Origin of the sequence: Amycolatopsis sp. NPDC049868, assembly GCF_044461365.1 — a bacterium.
Classification (GTDB): Bacteria; Actinomycetota; Actinomycetes; order Mycobacteriales; family Pseudonocardiaceae; genus Amycolatopsis.
Window position 1 is genome coordinate 78,948 of the sequence record NZ_JBITKV010000008.1, and the last position, 19,022, is coordinate 97,969.

General features: G+C 64.5%; 18 protein-coding genes, 1 tRNA gene and 1 pseudogene. 14 read left to right on the forward strand and 6 right to left on the reverse strand.

Going from position 1 to position 19,022, the window contains the following annotated elements; translation table 11 throughout:
* Entirely contained in the window at positions 1–513 is a 513-nt protein-coding gene (locus tag ACIBTM_RS29440; RefSeq protein ID WP_395880396.1) for a hypothetical protein, read from the forward strand.
* 33 nt (positions 514–546) lie between these two features.
* The gene (locus tag ACIBTM_RS29445) at positions 547–1,311 is read left to right on the forward strand and encodes a trans-aconitate 2-methyltransferase (protein WP_395880397.1); all 765 of its coding nucleotides are present in this window, start codon (positions 547–549) and stop codon (positions 1,309–1,311) included.
* Positions 1,312–1,369: 58 nt separating this feature from the next.
* Here the strand turns inward: ACIBTM_RS29445 and ACIBTM_RS29450 are convergent, their stop codons facing one another.
* The gene (locus ACIBTM_RS29450; protein ID WP_007031230.1) at positions 1,370–1,549 is read right to left on the reverse strand and encodes a hypothetical protein; all 180 of its coding nucleotides are present in this window, start codon (positions 1,547–1,549) and stop codon (positions 1,370–1,372) included.
* A gap of 163 nt (positions 1,550–1,712) precedes the next feature.
* On the opposite strand from ACIBTM_RS29450, the gene ACIBTM_RS29455 reads away from it, so the two are divergent.
* Positions 1,713–1,785 (forward strand) — tRNA-Asn (locus tag ACIBTM_RS29455).
* 55 nt (positions 1,786–1,840) lie between these two features.
* Here ACIBTM_RS29455 and ACIBTM_RS29460 read toward each other — a convergent pair.
* The gene (locus ACIBTM_RS29460; RefSeq protein WP_395880398.1) at positions 1,841–3,043 is read right to left on the reverse strand and encodes a tyrosine-type recombinase/integrase; all 1,203 of its coding nucleotides are present in this window, start codon (positions 3,041–3,043) and stop codon (positions 1,841–1,843) included.
* Between the two features lie 4 nt (positions 3,044–3,047).
* Positions 3,048–3,308, reverse strand: a complete 261-nt coding sequence (locus ACIBTM_RS29465; RefSeq protein ID WP_395880399.1) for an excisionase family DNA-binding protein — start codon at positions 3,306–3,308, stop codon at positions 3,048–3,050.
* A gap of 122 nt (positions 3,309–3,430) precedes the next feature.
* On the opposite strand from ACIBTM_RS29465, the gene ACIBTM_RS29470 reads away from it, so the two are divergent.
* The gene (locus ACIBTM_RS29470; protein WP_395880400.1) at positions 3,431–4,060 is read left to right on the forward strand and encodes a hypothetical protein; all 630 of its coding nucleotides are present in this window, start codon (positions 3,431–3,433) and stop codon (positions 4,058–4,060) included.
* Positions 4,061–4,140: 80 nt separating this feature from the next.
* Positions 4,141–5,421, forward strand: a complete 1,281-nt coding sequence (locus ACIBTM_RS29475) for an IS256 family transposase (RefSeq protein WP_395880401.1) — start codon at positions 4,141–4,143, stop codon at positions 5,419–5,421.
* 615 nt (positions 5,422–6,036) lie between these two features.
* Here ACIBTM_RS29475 and ACIBTM_RS29480 read toward each other — a convergent pair.
* Positions 6,037–7,446, reverse strand: coding sequence for a DHA2 family efflux MFS transporter permease subunit (locus ACIBTM_RS29480; protein WP_395880402.1), 1,410 nt, complete (start codon positions 7,444–7,446; stop codon positions 6,037–6,039).
* A gap of 14 nt (positions 7,447–7,460) precedes the next feature.
* Positions 7,461–8,585: an MsnO8 family LLM class oxidoreductase gene (locus tag ACIBTM_RS29485; protein WP_395880403.1), complete on the reverse strand. Its 1,125-nt coding sequence runs from the start codon at positions 8,583–8,585 to the stop codon at positions 7,461–7,463.
* A gap of 254 nt (positions 8,586–8,839) precedes the next feature.
* Here ACIBTM_RS29485 and ACIBTM_RS29490 point away from each other — a divergent pair, with 254 nt between their 5' ends.
* From ACIBTM_RS29490 to ACIBTM_RS29505, 4 genes are all read left to right on the forward strand, one after another.
* Positions 8,840–9,142: a MoaF-related domain-containing protein gene (locus ACIBTM_RS29490; RefSeq protein ID WP_395880404.1), complete on the forward strand. Its 303-nt coding sequence runs from the start codon at positions 8,840–8,842 to the stop codon at positions 9,140–9,142.
* Between the two features lie 19 nt (positions 9,143–9,161).
* Positions 9,162–10,211 carry an LLM class flavin-dependent oxidoreductase gene (locus ACIBTM_RS29495; RefSeq protein WP_395880405.1) on the forward strand — a complete coding sequence of 350 codons (1,050 nt, stop codon included), beginning with the start codon at positions 9,162–9,164 and terminating at the stop codon, positions 10,209–10,211.
* 2 nt (positions 10,212–10,213) lie between these two features.
* Positions 10,214–11,575: an NtaA/DmoA family FMN-dependent monooxygenase gene (locus ACIBTM_RS29500; protein WP_395880406.1), complete on the forward strand. Its 1,362-nt coding sequence runs from the start codon at positions 10,214–10,216 to the stop codon at positions 11,573–11,575.
* Between the two features lie 63 nt (positions 11,576–11,638).
* A complete protein-coding gene (locus tag ACIBTM_RS29505) occupies positions 11,639–12,562 on the forward strand; it encodes an SDR family NAD(P)-dependent oxidoreductase (protein ID WP_395880407.1) in 924 nt (307 codons plus the stop codon).
* A gap of 11 nt (positions 12,563–12,573) precedes the next feature.
* Here the strand turns inward: ACIBTM_RS29505 and ACIBTM_RS29510 are convergent, their stop codons facing one another.
* Entirely contained in the window at positions 12,574–13,752 is a 1,179-nt protein-coding gene (locus ACIBTM_RS29510; RefSeq protein WP_395880408.1) for a cytochrome P450, read from the reverse strand.
* Positions 13,753–14,482: 730 nt separating this feature from the next.
* On the opposite strand from ACIBTM_RS29510, the gene ACIBTM_RS29515 reads away from it, so the two are divergent.
* From ACIBTM_RS29515 to ACIBTM_RS29535, 5 genes and pseudogenes are all read left to right on the forward strand, one after another.
* Positions 14,483–15,871 carry a hypothetical protein gene (locus ACIBTM_RS29515; protein ID WP_395880409.1) on the forward strand — a complete coding sequence of 463 codons (1,389 nt, stop codon included), beginning with the start codon at positions 14,483–14,485 and terminating at the stop codon, positions 15,869–15,871.
* A gap of 4 nt (positions 15,872–15,875) precedes the next feature.
* Positions 15,876–16,190, forward strand: coding sequence for a hypothetical protein (locus ACIBTM_RS29520; RefSeq protein ID WP_395880410.1), 315 nt, complete (start codon positions 15,876–15,878; stop codon positions 16,188–16,190).
* Between the two features lie 375 nt (positions 16,191–16,565).
* A complete protein-coding gene (locus tag ACIBTM_RS29525; protein WP_395880411.1) occupies positions 16,566–17,498 on the forward strand; it encodes a cytochrome P450 in 933 nt (310 codons plus the stop codon).
* A gap of 91 nt (positions 17,499–17,589) precedes the next feature.
* A complete protein-coding gene (locus ACIBTM_RS29530) occupies positions 17,590–17,880 on the forward strand; it encodes a transposase (RefSeq protein WP_395880412.1) in 291 nt (96 codons plus the stop codon).
* A 36-nt stretch (positions 17,881–17,916) separates the two neighbouring features.
* Positions 17,917–18,762 (forward strand): annotated as a pseudogene (locus tag ACIBTM_RS29535) (IS3 family transposase); the annotation flags it as partial.
* Positions 18,763–19,022: the final 260 nt, after the last annotated feature.

Below are 19,022 nucleotides of genomic sequence, written 5' to 3' on the forward strand. Positions count from 1 at the left end.
ATGGGCTGGCTGCGTCACCTGCTGGGTGACCGTGTCCCGGCGGATTTCGACGGCTCGCTGGACGACGGCGAGCACGTCGTCGGGAGCGCGGCGGTCGAAGGCGGCGGATATCTGCTGGTCACGCCGCTGGGACTGTGGATCCCCGGGCCGCGCCGGGTCGGCTGGCATCTGGTCGGCAAGGCGGCGTGGTCCGCCGGGGTGCTGACCCTGACCGAGTCCGAGGAGACCGGCACGGCGGGGACGGCCGTGCTGCTGGCCGACAAGACCCCGGTCCGGTTCGAGCTCGCCCGGCCCGGCAAGGTCCCGATCCTGGTGCGTCAGCGGGTCGACGGCTCGGTCCGGGGGCGATACCGCAAGGACCTCGGGACCGGGGGAGCGTGGTTCGTCGAGCGCAAGGTCCCCGGTCAGGACGGCACGGTGCTGCAGGTGCGACCCGATCCGGGCACGGACGTCGACGTGGTCAAGGCGATCGCCGAGGAAGCGTCACGGAAGCTGGCGAAGCCGAACAGCTAGCAGTACGCTCGTACTGTATCGCTGGGAGGCGCCATGTGGGATCCGGTCAAGTACCTCGACTACGCCGACCTGCGGGCCCGGCCGTTCCATGACCTCGTCGGGCGGATACCGGCCGAGGCGCCCCGGCGCGTCGCGGACCTCGGCTGCGGCCCCGGGAATCTGACCGCCGGCCTGGCGGAACGCTGGCCGGACGCGATCATCGAGGCGAGCGACAGTTCACCCGAAATGGTCGAAGCCGCACGGTCACGGGGTGTCGACGCGCGAGTGCTCGACGTCAACGACTGGGTGCCCGAACCGGATACCGACGTGGTCATCTCGAACGCCGTGCTCCAGTGGGTCCCGGAACATCGTGACCTGCTCCGCCGCTGGGCAGGTCTCCTGCCGTCCGGGGCGACGCTCGCGTTCCAGGTCCCCGGCAACTTCGACGCCCCGTCGCACGCCCTGGTCCGCGCCCTCGCGCGCACCGGCGAGTGGGCTCCGCGCCTCGCCGACGTCGTCCTGCGGGATAACGAAGCCGTCGACAGCCCGCTCGGCTACGGGAATCTGCTCGCCGACGCGGGATGCGCCGTCGACGCCTGGGAGACGACGTATCTGCAGCGGCTGTCCGGGAAGGACGCCGTGCTCGAATGGATCACCGGCACGTCGCTGCGGCCGGTCAAAGAGGCCCTCTCGGGGGAGGACTGGGACCAGTTCCGCGCGCAGGTCGCCCGCAAGCTGGACGAGGCCTACCCGCCACGCCCCGACGGGACCACCTGGTTCGAGTTCCGGCGTGTCTTCGTGGTCGCCGTCGTGGGCTGACGCGGTGAAAGGGCCCTTCACCGCGTCCGACGCGGTGAAGGGCCCTTTCGGTCCAGTGTCAGCGCTGAGGCCGCCCGAACCGCTCACCGACCTTGGCGCGAGCGACCCCGGCGGCGCCCTGCACCATGGGGTGGTCGGCGATCTTGCGGTAGGTCCGCACGATCTGCTCGTACCGCCCGCGGCCGGCCTTCGCGCCCAGCACATAGCCCGCGGCCGCACCCAGCAGGAACATCTTCATCCGAGTCCACGCCTCCGTTCGATCTTGCTCCGGCTGTCATTGTCCCTCAAAACGCGAGCTTGACGAGGTGATGTCGAAAGTGGGGGGTGGGTGTGCGGCCGCCGGACGGCATGGGCTAAAGTTCTCTCATCGGTCGGAGCGATCCGGCTGGTACGGAGCACAATCCCCTGTAGCTCAACTGGCAGAGCATTCGGCTGTTAACCGGAGGGTTCTTGGTTCGAGTCCAAGCGGGGGAGCACAAGCCCAGGTCAATGACCTGGGCTTCTTCGTTTTCCGGGCTCGGGACATGATTTACCCATCAGAATCGAACATGCCCTCCAGTGCCGGGACGTTGGCCTGGTTGGACGCTCTCCGCTTGCGATAGTGCCGTTCGGTGACGGCGAGGGTGTTGCCCAGCTGATCCGCGATCGCCGTGGTCGGACGGTCCGCCTCGTCGAGCACCAGCCCCACGGTCTTGCGGAACACGTGACTGGTCACCCATCCGTACCCGACGGCATTCATCGCCTCTTCGATCCGGTTGACCACGTTCGACGGATCGAGCAGGTCTCCGGCGAACGAAGCGAACAACGGGCCGTCGCCGGCAGCCTGGCGGCGTCGCTCCCACATCGGCATCGACCACTCCGGGACCGCGAGCACCAAGCCGTCGACTCCGCCTTTGCGGAGTGGCCGCCGTACTAGACCTTGCCCGGCCACCCGGACGACGTGATGCGTCACGGCAACGGTGGACGTGATGTCGGTGCCGAGGATGGCGAGTAGTTCGCCGATCCGGACGCCGGTGGCCAGCATGGCCTCCATGATGTCCGGCAGGTCCAGCCAGATCCGGCCGCGGACACCCAGTGGACGTCCGCGAGAGTCGGTCTGGCGCGTGGGCCCGTAGGCGCGAAGCTTGGTCAGGAGATCGACGCGCTGCTCGGCGGTCAAGGCGAGGATCTCCTCCTTGCCACCCGTGGTCATGCGTCGCAGTGAGCGGACCGGGTTCGTGTCCATGGCATCGTGCCGCACCGCGAAGTCACAGACGCCCGACAAGGCGGCCTTGACGAGCTTCGCCGTCTCGTAGCTGCGTTTCTGCAAGGCGTTCTTCACGACACGGTCGCAGGTGGATACCCGGATCTCACGACAGCGGAGCTGCCCGAGCGCCGGACGCACCCAGTTCTTCAGCGCCCGGCGGTACAGGCTGACCGTGCCGGGGGAGAGGGCGCCGAGCTTCGCTTCGAGTTCGATCTCCTCGAGATGCCGGTCCGCCACGGTGTTGAAACGGGTGTCTGGGTGGATGTCCTCGCCGGTCGCTTCCGCGGTGAAGTCGACCAGTGCCTCCTTGAGCCTGGCGATCGCTCGGGTCTTAGTGGCCGCTTGCCTGCCCACGAGACGCAGCGATCCGTCCTGTGCCTTGAAGTACGTCCGGGCCAGATGGCGGGTCTGACCGGATTTCGTCGGTGGCAGCTTCAGCGTGGAGATGACACCATAGGCGCCGATCGGCGTAGGAGGACGGCCCATGTCTTCACTTTCTCGCGCGAGGGTTCAGGAAACTCTCCAGCGCCGAGTCCGGGATGAGGTAGTAGCGCCCGGCGGTGACAGCGTGGAGTTTCTCGTCGTGGATGAGCCGCAGGACTGTCTCATAGGGGATGCCCAGTTGGTGCGCCGCCTCCCGTGGAGTCCACGCACGTCTGGGCAGCACGTCTTCTTCACCGTTCATGGTGAAGACATGCGTTTGGCCGGGGTGTTCCATGCAGGCGATCGGACAGGGCGCGAACGCCGACATCACGGCGACGGTGCGGTTAGACGTCGACGGCTTGGCGCACGACGTGAGTTTACGTAGGAGGGCTCCGGAGCGGCAGACCCACCTACTTGTGAGAGCAGTTCGCGTTCGAGACGGTGCGTCGCGTGCTGGGGGTGCGGGTACAGGAGTATGACATCGGCAAACAGCAGAGAGCTGTCGATGCGCTGTTGCATTACGCGGATGGCCGGATCGCTGCTTTGGAGGTCTCGTCGATCGGGCCGGAGGATGAGGCGCGGATATCGAATGTGCTTGCGCGACGTCGGGAGAATCGCCGTGCTGTTGAGGGGTTGACAAGGTCGTGGATCGCATCGGTGCCGTCCAGCTTCCATCGGCAGAATCTGCGTGTCCTGGATGAGGTGATTCTGCGCAGTGATCAGCAGGGAATCTCGGATTTGAGGTCCGCCGGCGGGCAGGCGGAGAAGCTGGTCCGTCAGAACGTGACCGCGTTCGCGACGACGGATGCTGCGGCGGAGCCGCCGGTGATCTGGGTAGTGCAGAACGGGCTGTGGGGTTTCATCGACCGGGGCGCGGGCACACTGCCTGCGGAACTCGATGAGATCCTGGCTGAGGGCAAGATGCAGAAGAAGCTCGCGAAACTTGCGGCAACTGGCTTGGCCGAGCGGCACCTGTTTCTGCTGGTCCGCCCGTCCGCGATGAGTTTTCCGGTCTACGACGCGTTGTCGATGAACCGTCCACTCCCCGAGGAGGAGCCGACGCTTCCTGGCGGGTTTTGAGCGGCCGTGTCATGACAACCGTGTAGGCCGCGGATGGACCAAGATCGGATCGTTGTTGGCGATCCAGGAAGGCCCTTTCTGTGACGGAGAACACATCATGCCCGGCCGGCTCGTCGTCGGCTGAAGTGCTTGCCGGAGCGCTTCCGCCGGAGGTATTGGACGCGCTGGTCAAAGAAGCGCACGCGAGCGGCGGTTCTTTGGGTGTGCAGGAATTGCTGAATCAGATGACGAAAGCAGTGCTCGAACGCGCGCTGGATACCGAAATGACCCATCATCTCGGATATGAGAAAGGAGATCCCGCCGGAAACGGCAGCGGGAACTCGCGGAACGGCCGGTCGACGAAAACGGTGTCCACGACCAACGGGCCGGTCGAGCTGGCGGTGCCCCGCGATCGGAACGGTTCGTTCGAACCGGCGATCGTGCCGAAACGCGCGCGTCGCCTGGGGAATATCGACGAGGTGATCCTGTCGCTGTATTCCCGTGGAATGACGACCCATGATATTGAATCACACCTTCATGAAGTTTATGGCGTGAATGCCTCACGGGAACTGATTTCCAACGTCACCGAGGTGGTTGCCGACGAGATCGCACTGTGGCAGACGCGTCCACTGGATGAGGTCTACCCGATTCTCTACGTCGACGGCATCCGCCTGCGGATCAAGGACAAGGGCGTGGTGACCACGAAGGTCGCCCACCTGGCCGTCGGCGTGGACGTCGAAGGTCGCAAGCATGCCCTCGGCTTGTGGATCGCCGACAGCGAAGCCGCGAAGTTCTGGGCCAAGGTCGTCACCGACCTGCGGAATCGGGGCCTGCGGGACATCCTGATCGCCTGCTGCGACGGGCTGACCGGACTGCCTGACGCGATCCGCGGCGTCTTTCCCGATACCGTGGTCCAAACGTGCGTGGTCCACGTGATCAGAAACGCGATGCGGTTCGTCTCCTACAGTGACCGCAAGAAAGTCGCCGCCGGAATGCGATCCATTTACACCGCGCCCACGCTCGAGGCCGCCGAGATCGCACTCAAGAACTTCGACAAAGATTTCGGTACCCAATACCCCGCCGCAGTCCAAGTCTGGCAGCGCGCATGGGAAGATTTCACCCCATTCCTGGACTATCCAGCCGAGCTGCGCCGAGTTGTCTACACGACAAACCTGATCGAGAACATCAACTTCCAGCTCCGGAAGCTCGCCAAGAACCGCGGTCACTTCGACAGCGACGCCGCCGCCATGAAACTCCTCTACCTCGGACTCCGGAACATCACCAGCCACCGCGGAGGACCATCAGGAACCGGAACCTGGGGATGGAAACAAGCACTCAGCGCACTCGTCGTACTCTTCCCCGGCCGCTTGCCAATCCACTAAAATAACCACACAATCATCCGTGGCTTACACGGAAGTCATGACAGGGCCGGTTGAGCCAGGTGTGGCTGCTCACCAACTGGAAGCCTGGCGGTGTCGTCCGCGCGGTTGCCGGCAGCGGGTGGGATCGCGTCCACCCGTTCGACTGACGGCTCGAGCTGTCGGCCTGGTGTGGCTGCTTCCGTGTCGCTGCCGGGCGGGTCCGGGGACCGGCCGCCAGGCCGCGCCTTGAACAAGAAAGAAACTCTCGACACAAGCGGATCAGCAGCCTTTGTCGAGGTTCAACTGATGCTTGGCAGACCGGCTTCACCTGATGCTGACGGCGCCCTGCGAGAAAATTCTCGACGATATCACCTACGCGCCAACGCATGGCCGAATCATTCTTCCCGACACTAAATAAATGAGCTCGTCCATCGCACTATTTATCCCATACGTCACCATGCCATGGCAGATATTGCTGTCCGGGAAACGCTGGGCCCTTTGCGCTCCTACATGCTCCGGATCGAACACGCCCGCAGTCGAGCAACATCACATCAAATGCGTTGACCCTGCCTGACCGGCTCGGATCCGGCACGCAGCGACGATCGACCGGCCGTCTTCAGTCGCATTGGATGACCATCACCGCGACTCCGCAACCTGACTGGCGCGTTCCATGCCCGCGGCGAGCAGCGCGCCGAGCAGCAGCACGCCCACTGGCAGCCACAGCGTCTCCCGCACTGCGGTCGACAACCCGACACCGCCCGGACTCGTCATCGCGGCCGCGATGCGGGCCTGCAACAGTCCCCCGACTACGGCGCTCCCCAGCACGCTCCCGACCTGGCTCACTGTGTTGAAGATCCCGGAGGCGGCACCGACCAGCTTCTGCGGCACCGAGCCCATCGTCAGATTGCTTATCGGTGAGAACACGAAGCCCATGCCCACCCCGCACACCAGCAGCGCGGGCACGAGCGCGGAAACCGTGGTGGCCGACCTCACCAGCCCGGCGACCGCCACCAGGCCACCCGCCAGCACAATCAGGCCGAACATCAGCAGGTACTTGGCCTCCAGCCGGTCGGACAACCACCCACTGAGCAGTGCGAGGCTGCTGGATGCCGCGAAGATCGGCGCGGTCACCAGTCCCGCCATGGCCGGTGACACGCCCAGCACGGTCTGGATATAGATCACCAAGGGGAAGAACATGCCGGTCAAGCTGAAGGCATAGGCCGTCGTGATCAGCGCGCCGAGAGAGAAATTGCGGTTGGCGAACACGGCGGGTGGCACCAGCGGGTCGCGGGTGGTGAACCGTTGCCACGCCACGAAGGCCGCCAGCAGCACTGCACCGGTCACCAGGACCTCGACGATGGTGATACCGGCCCAGATCTCACCCCAGGCGTACTGCTGCGCGTTGTGCAGGCCGAACACGAACAGCAGCAGACCGGCCCCGGACAACAGCCCTCCCAGCAGGTCGAAGGAGCGGGCGTTGCCGGGCCGCCAGTCAGGTACCAGGAACAACGCCAGCACCAACGCGACGATGCCGACGGGCACGTTCACGTAGAAGATCCACGGCCAGCCGAAGTTACTCACCAGAACACCACCGACCACCGGGCCGGACAGCATCGTGAGTCCCGCGATGGCACTCCACACGCCCATCGCCGCCCCGCGTCTGGCGGGCGGGAACAGGTGGCTGATGTACGCCAGCGCGGCGGGAGTCATCAGCGCGGCGCCGACCCCCTGCGCGGCACGGGCCGCTATCAGCGTGCCGACATCGCCCGCCATACCGCACCACAGCGAAGCCGCCGTGAACGACGCCAGACCCACCATGAAGACTCGCTTAGGTCCGAACCGATCACCGAGCTTTCCCGCGACCAGCATCGGCACCACGGAGGCGAGCAGGTAGACACTGGTGACCCAGACCACCGCGTTGAGGTTCCCGGACAGCTCCCGCAGCATCGTCGGCACCGCGATCGACACGATCGTGGCGTCCAGCATGAACATGAAGGTGCCGACGGAGAGCGTCAGCAACGCGGCCCAAGGCTTGGGAGCCCGCACCGTGACGCGGCCATCTACCATGCCTTGGCGAGCAGTTCGTAGGAACGAACGCGGTCCGCGTGATCGTGGGTGACGGTCGTGATCAGCAACTCGTCCGCGCCGGTCACGTCGCGCAGGATCTTGAGTCGCCGCACGACTTCCTCCGGGCCGCCGACGATTTGCGTGTCGACGCGATCGGCCACCAGCGCGCGGTCCTCGGCGGTCCAGTAGCACTCGCCGGCCTCTGCGGGGCTGGGGAAGGGAAGTGCGCCTTCGCCGGTGCGGATGCCCAGCACCCACCGGGCGTAGGGGCTGGCGATCTCCCGCGCGGTCGCGTCGTCCTCTGCGACGACGACGTCCGCGGACACGAGGAGGTGAGGGCGCCGGAGGCGTTTCGACGGGACGAAGGCCTTCCGGTAGGCCGCGGCGGCGTCCAGTACAGACGACGGGCTGATGTGGTAGTTCACCCCGCACGGAAGGCCGAACTCAGCCGCGGTGGCGGAACTCGGCCCCGCGCTGGAACTCAAAACCCACACCTCGAAGTCGCTTCCCTCCGCCACGGGGGCCCGCAGCGGGAAACCCTGCTCGGTACGGAACTCGCCGCTGACGAGCTTGAGTATCTGGTCGACTTGGTCTCGATACTCCATTGTGGACGCTGCCCCGAGCAGCTCGTTGTGGATGCGCAGGCGTTCGAAGGCCTCCTTGGACCTGATCTTGGGCTTTCCCGGTATCAACAGGCCGTTCACCACCCTGGTCTCGTCCGGGGAGTCCTCGGACTGGGCGAACCGCTCCACCAGGTCACGCGACAAGGCGGCGCCCGACCGGCCGAGGCCCAGGTCGACCCGGCCGGGGTGCAGATGCGCAAGGATGCCGAACTGTTCGGCAACCGCCACGGGCGCGTGGTAGCCGAGTAGTACGGCACCCGAACCGACCCTGATCCGGGTGGTGGCGTCCAAGAGGTGGCCGATCAGCACCGCGGGGGCGGCGGAAGCGATGCCCGGTGCCATATGGTGTTCGGCGACCCAGTACCGGCGGTAGCCGTACTCCTCCACCCGCCGCGCGAGGTCGACCGTATTGCGCAGGGCGTCTGCCCCTGTCTGGCCGGAGACCACCGGCGAAAGGTCGAGCACCGACAAAGACACAGGCGACTCAGAAGCCATCAGCAGCCCTCTCCGAACGCCACGGACAAAGAACTCGCAACACATTGTCAATAAAACGCTGCCGAGCGCATAATGCGCGACCGTTTGCGCAGCAAACCTACCATCGAACACTGTTGCACGACGTAAGCCTTCGTCTACAAAGATTAGACGATCGGCGGGTAGCCTTTGCGCAGTAGCATCCCGGATGCTCCCTAAGAAATCGAACGACAGTGATCCGTCAGGTCTGAACAAATTCTGTGGACACGGAGGCCGAAATGACCGACTTCCCGCTGACTGGCCAGATTTGGAAGGTTGATTACGGCGGTCTCGTGATGCAGCACGACTACCGGGTTCCCGGCAAGATCAGCTTTCCCCTGCCGGAGGGTGGAGTCGCCACCACCGACCTCTCAGTGGCGCAGGTGCGCGAGGACGTCTACGTGCTCTGGTTCCAGGGCGTGGCCGCGACCGTGCTCGCCATCGAGGATCTGTCCGCGCACACCGCCAACTCGTTCATGATCTTCCCGGATCGGACCGAGCATTACCTGGGGAAACTCATCCGGGTCGACGACCACGTCTAATGAGGGAGAAGAGTCGGCGATGGGACTGTATCTCGCACTCGAGGCGGACGGAGCCGGCGCCCATCCGGCAGCCTGGCGGTTCTCCGGCCAGGCCCCCTCGGACGTGCTGAACCCCCAGCGCATCCGCGACACCGTGCGCGCCGCCGAGGCCGGCGGGTTCACCTTGGTCACCTTCGCCGACTCGCCACTACCGCCGAGCCGGGGCGCGGACGTCGCCGGCCGGCTGGATGCGGTGGGGCGCGCTGCCTACCTCAGCATCCAGACCAGCCGGATCGGTCTGGCGCCTACCATTCATCCCGCAATCGTGGAACCCTTCCACGCCGCTGCCCAGCTCGCGAGCATCGATCACGCGACGCACGGCCGGTCCGCGTGGGTCGTCGGCGAGGCGAACGCCGAGGAGTTGGCGACGATCGGGTACCGGCCGCGAGACGTCGCACCGTCCGAGATCGCCGACTTCATGGAAGCGGTGCGGCACCTGTGGGACTCCTGGGAAGACGACGCGGTCATCAAGGACGTGGAGACGGGCCGCTACCTCGATCCGAACAAAATCCACCACGTCGATTTCACCGGTGCCGCGTTCACCATCAAGGGTCCGCTCATCACGCCACGGCCACCGCAGGGTCAGCCGGTGGTGATCGCCAACGATTCGCTCGGAATCTCCGCAGAAATCGTGGTGATCACGGGACCGGATCTGCCCACGATTACCGCGAAAGCGCGGTCGGCCCGGAATTCCGGGGCCCCTCTCGTCTTCATCGCAATGGACGTCGTTCTCGATGCCGACGAGCCGGCGGAAAAACGAATGGCGGCGCTGGATCTGGCCACGCCGTGGAATTCGGCACGATTCCGCCACGTCGGAAGGGCGGAGGAATTGGCGAGGCTGCTCACACGACTCGGCGAGGTCGCCGACGGCGTGTGGCTGCACCCGGCTGTACTGAGCCGGGACCTTCCGGTGCTCCTTGACTCGGTGCTGCCCGCGACACCGCTACACGAATCGAGGGGCACCCTGCGCGACACACTGGGACTGCCCCTGCCGGCCAATCGCTTCGCCGCCACCGGGATGAAGGGGTGACCATGACCGATCGCCACACTGGTAAGCCCCAACTCCATCTCGGGCTCTTCTACCCAGGCATCGGCCCCCAGTTCTTTTGGGCCGAGCCGTCCAACGCGGCGCACACCGAGCTCGAGACGTATGTAGCGGTCGCGCGCACGATGGAGCGCGGGCTGTTCGACTATCTGTTCCTGGGTGAGGGCCTGCGCATCCGCGAGCACCGCGACCAGATCTACCCATTGGACGTCGCGGGACGGCCAGACGCGATCAGCCAGCTCGCCGTGCTCGCCGGTGCCACCGAACGGCTCGGCCTGGTGGCGAGCCAGAACACGACCTACAACTTCCCCGCTGACCTGATCCGGAGGTTGTCGACACTGGATCTTCTGTCCGGTGGCCGGGCGGGATGGAACGTTGTGACGACCGACAACCCCTGGACTGGCGAGAACTTCCGGCACGGGGGCTGGTTGGACCACGAGCGCCGCTACGAGAGGGCGATCGAGGTCGTCGAAGCCGCCACGGACATCTGGGCCTCGTGGGCCGACGACGCGATCGCAGACTCCCACTCGGCACCGAGTTGGGCCCGGAAAGGGTCGATCCACGACATCGATCGGCACACCGACCTCCTCGACCTGAAGGTGACGCCGACTTTGCCGCGCAGCCCGCAGGGCCGCCCGGTGCTGTTTCAGGCCGGTGACTCGTCGGTCGGTCGTGACTTCGCCGCCCGATACGCCGACGTCGTCTTCTCGGCACCGAACAACTGCGAATACCACAGTGCTGTGGAGTATGCGCGCGACCTGCGTGCCCGCCTCGCCACGTATGGCCGTCCTCCCGACGCCGTCCGGATCGTGCCGGGCGCGACTGTGGTGCTCGGCGACACCCCCCAAGAAGCGCGGGAACGCGCGGTGTGGGTCGAACAGCAGCAGTTCACCCCGCAGCGGTCGATCACCTTCCTCGAACAGCACTGGGGACACGACCTCTCGGCTTACGACCCCCACGGGCCTCTACCCGACATCGAGCCCTCCGACGGTGAGCTGGACCAGACGCGCGGCACGATCCTGCTGGCGCACCGCACTGGCAAGCACGAACGCATTCGCCAGTGGCGCAAGATGGCAGAGGAGCTGGACCTGTCTATCCACGACTTGGCCCGCCGCGTGCAGTTACGCGAACACAACTTCACCGGTACGCCTTCGCAAGTCGCCGACGAGTGGGCGCATTATGTCACCACAGGCGCCGTCGACGGGTTCAACTTCAGCCCGCACCTCATTCCGTTCTCTCTGGACCAGATCGTCGACAAGCTGGTACCCGAACTCCAGGAACGCGGCGTCTACCGCACCGCCTACGAGGGAACAACGCTCCGCGAGCACCTGGATCTGCCCGGTCAGTGACGTGTCCATGAACGTCGCCGGGGTCTCGCACGGAATCCACCACTGAGGATGAGACTGGTCAGGATGAGCTTGATTCGCACTCCTTTCGGCTTCACCAGCACCGCGGCGGATGTCACGGCGGGTGTCGACCTAACCGGCCTGCGCGTGATAGTGACCGGGGCGTCCTCCGGTATCGGTGCGGAGACGGCACGGGCGCTGACCGCGACCGGCGCCGAGGTGACGTTGGCGGTTCGCGACATCGCCGCAGGTGCGCGCGTCGCCAGGGACGTCGCCGCGAGCACCGGCGGAACCGCGCCACACGTGGCGCGGCTGGATCTGTCCGATCTGGCGTCGATCGCGGCGTTCACCTCGTCCTGGGAGGGGCCCCTGCACGTGCTGGTGAACAACGCGGGGGTGATGGCCTGCCCTGAGCGGTACACCGAGCGCGGCTGGGAGTGGCAGTTCGCCGTCAACCACCTGGGACACTTCGCGCTGACTACGCGGCTGCGCGCCGCTCTGGCCGCGGGCGGAGCAGCCAGGATCGTGATGGTCAGCTCGGCGGGCCACCAGGCCTCGCCGGTAGTCTTCGACGACGTCAACTTCGCTTTCCGCCCCTACGATCGCAGACTCGCCTACGGCCAGTCGAAGACTGCGAACATCCTGTTCGCCGTAGCGGCCACCCGACGCTGGTCCCGCGACGGCATCACAGCCAACGCCGTGATGCCTGGCGCGGTCTACACCAACATCCTGCGGCACATGGGCGGCGACAGCGCCGGCAAAATCCCGGCCGAACTGATCAAAACCGTCGAGCAAGGAGCAGCCACCTCGATCCTGCTCGCCACCTCTCCCCTGCTGGAGGGCGTGGGCGGACGCTACTTCGCCGACTGCAATGAGGCGGAGACGGTGGACCGCCGCACCGGTACGCTCCAGGGTGTCGCCCACTACGCGCTGGACCCGGACGGCGCCGAGCGCCTCTGGACGCTCTCCGAGAAACTACTTGGCACCTGACCACGAACGGGTCACCAAGCAATCGGCATACGCCGCAGCCCGCGTATCCCCATCTCGATGTTCCAGACCGCCTCGCCCGCGAGGTGCAGGCAAGGCATCTCCCGCAGCAATGCCCCCATCTCCTCTCGCAGCGCCATCCTGGCCAGCTGGGAACCCGGGCAGAAATGGATTCCGTGCCCGAAGCCGAAATGGTGGCTCCCCTCCCTGTCGAAGAGGATCTCGTCGGGACGGTCGAACGCCAGCGGATCCCGGTTCGCCGCGTCCATGCCAACGACAACCGGCTCCCCCGCCCTCACCAGCACGCCGCCGACTTCGACATCCGCGGTGGCGTAGCGCGGGAAGGGAGCACCCTCGACCAGCGGAACGAACCGCACCAGTTCTTCGATGGCACGGCGAAGCAACTCTGGTTCGGCGACCAGCCGATCCCAGGCACCCGGTTGCTCCAGCAGGGCGTAGACGAAGTTGGGCACCTGGCTCTGGTAGCCCGGTAGGAGGATGTCGATGCACACGTCGACGAGCTCGGGCTCGGTCAGCCGGTCGTCGAGTTCACGAGCCTCGATCAGCGCCGTCATCAGGTCGTCGGCGGGTTCCCGCGTGCGCCGCAGGACCAGTTCCGACATGTACTCACGCAGGGCGATGTGGTTCGCCATGAACTCCTCGCGTGTCTGCGCCGCGGTGGAGAGCACACCTTCGCAGAAAGTGCGGAACCTGCCCCTGTCCTCGGACGGCACGCCCAGCAGATCGCAGATCACAGTGGTGCGAATAGGCTTCGCGTAGTCCTCGACGAGATCGGCAGGCACGTCGGTCGCCTTCATCTTCGCCATCATCTCGGCGACAACCCGGTGGACCTTCGGCCGCAGCTCCTCCACTCGCCGGATCGTGAACGCCTTCGCGATGAGCGTGCGCAAGCGAGAATGCTGCGGGCGGTCCATGAAGAGAAGGCCGCCGCGCTGGACGCCTTCCGTCGTGCGGGGACAACGTTCGGTCGTGGCCTTCGCGCGCGAGAACCGGCTGTCCCCCAGGACGAACCGGACGTCTTCGTACCGGGTGACGAGCCAAGCGGGCTCTCCGTAGGGCAGCTGCACCCGCGCGAGCCCAGTGAGGTCTCGAGCCACTCGGTAGGCGTCGTTCACCTCCAGGCCCTCCTCCTCGAACGGGAAATCCCACACGCCGGTCTTCGTGTCGGTCACCGTCTGACCTCCAGAGCTGCGGTCACTCGCCTGACGGCGATCGTGTGCCAGATGTCGTTACCGCCGGCGTCACCGAATTCGGTAGCTGCTTGAGGGCGCCGTCCCGCACGATGGCAAGTCCCCAGGTCGAGGTGCCGAGCCCAAGGCGTGACAAGATGAACTTGCTCTGCCCCAAGAGTCCGTTGCTTCATATGCCGTCCTCTGCTCGAGGATGTTTGCCTTCGCGCCATGAAGCGTATCTTCACCGTGCTGAAACCACATATGACTATTCCTCCATCAAAGAATAGACCATTGACCAGTTGACCGATAACACTAAAGACAGGCCGAGTTCGCCGTGGTGGTCGATGCCGCGCCAGGATCCCCTGTTGCGGACCAGCCCTGGTGGTTCGTGAGACGGGCGCAGGTAGTCGACTACTTGCACGGTAAGGCCTGGTCAGCAATCTCCTCTCCTCCTTTAGCAGCATTGGTCGTGGTGAACCTGAAGCTGCGCGGTCCGCGCCGGGAGCGAGCCCGTGCCGGTGCCGGTCTCGACCCCGCCGAGGGGCTACCTGATCAGGGTGATCGCGTACGAGCCGACGAGACAGTAAGTGCGTACTACCGCGCTGTCCACTGGTCGATCGACTATTTTCGCTAGACGATCGACTGTCGACAGCGGTCGCGGCCAATGGCTAGAATCGCGTGCCTGAATCTAATAACTTCCGACTCGTGATCCTCGAATGTGGAGTAGCGTATGTCGAACCGGCGGCTCGCGCACAGTGATCTTGCAGACTTTGCCGCCGAGTATCCGGATACGGGTACGGAAATCAAGGCCGATCGAAACAACACCGGTAGGCCGCCAGGCAAAGTGCTGTCAGGCGACCTTGCCAGCTGTGCACAACAACATAGCATAACGGTTAGGTCGTCGCCAGTGCCATTTAATCGAACTCTCGCTCCCAGTGAAGCGATGCATACTGCGTCCGGATTCTATACCGGCTACACAACCGGAGTTCGCGGACAACTGGACCAGGCCGCGTTGTCAGCGGCGTTCCAGTTCTTGCGAAAGACCTACCCGGTTCTGTCCTGCAGCATCACGCGCGACGCAATGGGCGGCACTTCCATAGGCTCAGAAGATGACGTCTCAATAGTCGCCAGCCTGCACGGGGCGCAAAGCGATGAACCGCTTGCGGGTTTCCCTGATCCGGGAGACCGCGTGACCGCCGTGCACGTAGTGCGACGTGGCGCTGATCTCTCATGGGTAACCTTGCTGATTCATCACGCGATAGCCGACGGGGCGCACGGTATTCAACTACTGGTCGATCTGTGGTCGTTCTACGCAGACGTTGTCGAAGATCGCGAGATAGTTGTATGCAGCCACCCCTACCCTCAATCGATCGAAAAAATCTTGTCAGACCGGAGCCTCACCGTGGACCCCGCCGAGGCTCCCGGAGCGGACCAGCCACCTACCCTGAGCATGATGACAGTGGACACCCGCCTCACCGTCGAGGCGACGAACGCTCTGGTCACGTTCGGACATCGAACGAATGCGACCATCAACAGCCTGGTATCTGCCGCGCTGCTCATGGCAACGACGGAAGCTCTCGACATCGGCATCGGTGAACTGGTCTACACCTACTCGGTGAACCTACGGCGCCGGCTGATCCCTCCGGTCGGCCCTGCGGAGGGAACGAACGTACTGGGCATAGCTCAGTTCACCGCAGATGTCAGTGCGGGGAAAGATATTGCAGCTCTTGCGCGTGCTGTCACGGCCAAGTTTTCCTCCGATCTCGCCGTCGGCGGGGTTCAACACTTCTACTTCCACAATATTGGCGACTACATGAGATCATTGCCCGCGATGCCCGGCCTGCCGCTATGGTCGACGAACCTGGGAAAAATTCCGACACTCGACAGTCCGGCGGATATCGCGATTGAGGATTTTCTGATATCCCGATACGCGCAGAAGCCACAGTTCGTCACGACAAGCCTCTCGGGGGGTCACATAATCACCACATTCAATGGGCAACTCAACATATGGTCCACCATGCCCGAAATTTATGCCAGCACCGTGGCGAACCGGGTTCGAACCCTGCTCACCGACCTGCGAATCTATTTCGGCCGTTCGGTTCGCCGCAAGATGGAGTAAGCGCATGGACATCGCCGGCACAAATTCCGCATTCCCGCTCACTGGACAGATATGGGAGATCAACTATGGCGATCGGGTGATGCAGCATGACTATCGGGTTCCGGGGAGAATCAGCTTTCCACTGCCCGACGGAACCGCGACCACGGACCTGTTCGTCACGCAGGTCGATGACAACGTCTTTGCCTTGTGTTTCAGAGATCAAGAATCAACAATAATTGCCATTGCAAACCTGGTCGCTTACACCATGAAATCGTTCATAGTCCTTCCCGAGGGGAGGACTATGCACTATGCCGGAAATCTCACTCGAATACCCAGCTGAAAGTTCGCCGGACCTTGCAGGCGGTCTCTGAGGACGTGAACTTAGCTTTCCGCGCGAACTTCACCAACATCCTTCGGCCGGGGACGGCCCTTTAACCTTGTCGGGCTCCCTGTAAACGGTCCTCGATCGATAATTCGACCCGGAGGTGATCAGGTCGTGAACGAAGTCCTGAGGAAGATCGAAATGCCCGACGGTCATCAGAGGTGGTGGGTTACCCGGCACAGTCAAGCGCGCACACTGCTCAGCGACACGCGGTTCACGAGCAACCCGTCCTTGATGGGAGACAGCAGCCCTATGGACCCTCTTCTGCCCGAGGCGGTGGCAGAGGCTCTCAGGGGTGAGTTGCTCTTGGGGGACCCTCCCCAGCATACCCGGATGCGCAAGATCGTTATGTCAGCGTTCAACTACCATGCGATCAGCGCGATCCGCCCGGCAGTCGAGCGCATCGTGGGCGAGTTGCTGGACGAGGTGGCTGGGCGGTCGGAGGTCGACCTGTTCGCCGACTTCGCGGCCCCGCTGCCGACTCTGGTACTGGCCGAGTACCTCGGTTTCCCATTGAAAGACGCCCTCGCCATCCACCACCACTGCGACGTCTACACCTCGGAGTTGAAACCGAACAGCGATTATCTTGAGTCGGGCAAGCGCCTGACTGCCGCCTGCTTGTGGCTGCGGGACTACACGCTAAGGCTCACCCGCCACAAGCTGGCCGAGCCTGACGACCGTCTGATCTCACAGTTGGCGAAGCACCTTGATGAGGAGGAACTCGCATCGTTGGTGTTCGAGTTGTTGATCGGCGGCCAGAGCACAACGACCCAATTGATCGTAAGAGGCGTTCGGCTATTACTGACCCACGGTGACCAATTGACCCGGCTGCGGGCGAACCCCACTCTGTTGCCCAAGGCTGTCGACGAATGCCTGCGCCATGACCCACCGCTGCCGGTCAGCCTGGTCCGCATGGCCAAGGAGCCGATCGACATCGACGGCGTGACAATCCATGCTGGAGACACACTGGTGTGCTCGCTGGCCGACATCAACCACGACGACGCCCAGTTCTCCGCACCAGACCAGTTCAACATCGACCGTAGCGACAACCAGCACCTCGCGTTCGGCCACGGCGTCCACCGCTGCGTCGGTGCCAACCTGGCCAGACTGCAGGCGGAGATCGCGATCAGCGCCCTGCTAAAGCGCTATGACCACATCGAACTCGCCGTGCCCGACGCGGATCTGAACTGGAAGGAAACCACGCTACTCGCCAAGCTGACCACACTACCCCTGCGCGTAGAGGAACGACGCACGTACGAGTCATAGGCCTGTCACGTAATGCTCAGCGCAAGAGTGAGGTTGCCCCTGTGAACCGGACACCCTGATCCCAGACGGTGGTCTGGGGAAGGATGTTCCCGTGTCACGTTCGTCGAAGTATCCGGAGCAGTTCCGCAAGGACGCGGTCGAGTTGGTCCGTTCCTCGGATCGTCCGTTGCGTCAGGTCGCCCGCGAGCTCGGGGTGAACCATGAGACCCTGCGTAACTGGGGCAAGGTCGCTGAACGCGCCCAGGCGAAGCCGTCCGACGCGGCCTCGGCGGCGTCGGAGGACGAGCTGCGTGCGCTGCGCAAGCGGGTGGCGGAACTGGAGCTGGAGAAGGAGATTCTCCGTAAGGCGGCCGCCTATTTCGCCAAGGAGATGGGTCGTTGACCCGCAGCTACAGGTTCATCTTCCGAACACCGCGCCACTTTCGGCGTCGCCCGGCTGTGCCGAGTCCTCGATGTTCGTCGCCCTGGGTTCTACGAGTGGCTCGCCGCAGCCCCCGCACGGGCCGAACGGGCCGCCCAGGACGACCAGCTGGCCATGGAGATCGCCGAGGTCCACACCGAGCATCGTGGCGCGTACGGCCGTCCGCGGGTCACCGTCGAACTGCGTTGCCGTGGCCGGCGGGTCAACCACAAACGCGTCGAGCGGATCATGCGCAAGCGCGGGATCACCGGCATCACCCGGCGCCGGCGTCGCTCGCTGACCAAGCAGGACACGGCCGTCGCGCCGGCACCGGATCTGATCGGCCGGGATTTCACCGCCGACGCGCCCGGCGAGCGGTTCGTCGGCGACATCACCTACCTGCCCACCCAGGAAGGCTGGCTGTATCTGGCCACCGTGATCGATCTATACAGCCGCGAAGTGGTAGGCCACGCAATGGCCGGGCACATGCGCGCAGAACTGGTCTGCGACGCGATCACGCTCGCCACCGGCCGAGGCCTGAGCAGCGCAGACGCGGTCTTTCACTCCGATCGCGGCACCCAGTACACCTCGGCCGAGTTCCGCCGCTCACTCGACACCGCGGGCATCCGTCCGTCGATGGGGCGTATCGGCTCGTGCTACGACAACGCGGTCGCGGAGTCGTTCTTCGCCACCCTCAAAACCGAGATCGGAACCCAGGTCTGGGCCAGCCGAGACGACGCCCGACGAGCCGTCTTCGCCTACCTCGGCTACTACAACCACGACCGTCTACATTCGACACTCGACTACCGAACACCCCACGAAACCCGCATAAGCTATCGTCAAGACCTCGCCCTCGTGGCATAAACCCCGGTGTCCGGTTCCCGGGGGGCAACCTCAGAGACGCTAAGAAAGATGCTTGACAAACCGCCACAAATGTCCACGGCTTTGTTGAGGACCCCCGGAACCGGGCACCCTCAACAAAGCCGAGAAGGTGTTTCACCCGGTGACACGTGTACCTGTTCGCGTCGGCAGTGCCGATGTTGTTCACCGCGGCCTCGGTCGTCTGCGGTGCTGCCACTACCGTCAGCACTCTTATCGTGGCCCGTGGCGTGGCGACGGGACTA

Bases quoted from the DNA above. Each gene is read 5' to 3' on its own strand.
- ACIBTM_RS29460 (WP_395880398.1), bottom strand. From the start codon at position 3,043: ATGGGCCGTCCTCCTACGCCGATCGGCGCCTATGGTGTCATCTCCACG.
- ACIBTM_RS29500 (WP_395880406.1), top strand. From the start codon at position 10,214: ATGACCGATCGCCACACTGGTAAGCCCCAACTCCATCTCGGGCTCTTC.
- ACIBTM_RS29465 (WP_395880399.1), bottom strand. From the start codon at position 3,308: ATGTCGGCGTTCGCGCCCTGTCCGATCGCCTGCATGGAACACCCCGGC.
- ACIBTM_RS29450 (WP_007031230.1), bottom strand. From the start codon at position 1,549: ATGAAGATGTTCCTGCTGGGTGCGGCCGCGGGCTATGTGCTGGGCGCG.
- ACIBTM_RS29445 (WP_395880397.1), top strand. From the start codon at position 547: ATGTGGGATCCGGTCAAGTACCTCGACTACGCCGACCTGCGGGCCCGG.
- ACIBTM_RS29505 (WP_395880407.1), top strand. From the start codon at position 11,639: ATGAGCTTGATTCGCACTCCTTTCGGCTTCACCAGCACCGCGGCGGAT.
- ACIBTM_RS29490 (WP_395880404.1), top strand. From the start codon at position 8,840: ATGACCGACTTCCCGCTGACTGGCCAGATTTGGAAGGTTGATTACGGC.
- ACIBTM_RS29525 (WP_395880411.1), top strand. From the start codon at position 16,566: ATGCGCAAGATCGTTATGTCAGCGTTCAACTACCATGCGATCAGCGCG.
- ACIBTM_RS29485 (WP_395880403.1), bottom strand. From the start codon at position 8,585: ATGGCTTCTGAGTCGCCTGTGTCTTTGTCGGTGCTCGACCTTTCGCCG.
- ACIBTM_RS29495 (WP_395880405.1), top strand. From the start codon at position 9,162: ATGGGACTGTATCTCGCACTCGAGGCGGACGGAGCCGGCGCCCATCCG.
- ACIBTM_RS29440 (WP_395880396.1), top strand. From the start codon at position 1: ATGGGCTGGCTGCGTCACCTGCTGGGTGACCGTGTCCCGGCGGATTTC.
- ACIBTM_RS29515 (WP_395880409.1), top strand. From the start codon at position 14,483: ATGTCGAACCGGCGGCTCGCGCACAGTGATCTTGCAGACTTTGCCGCC.
- ACIBTM_RS29520 (WP_395880410.1), top strand. From the start codon at position 15,876: ATGGACATCGCCGGCACAAATTCCGCATTCCCGCTCACTGGACAGATA.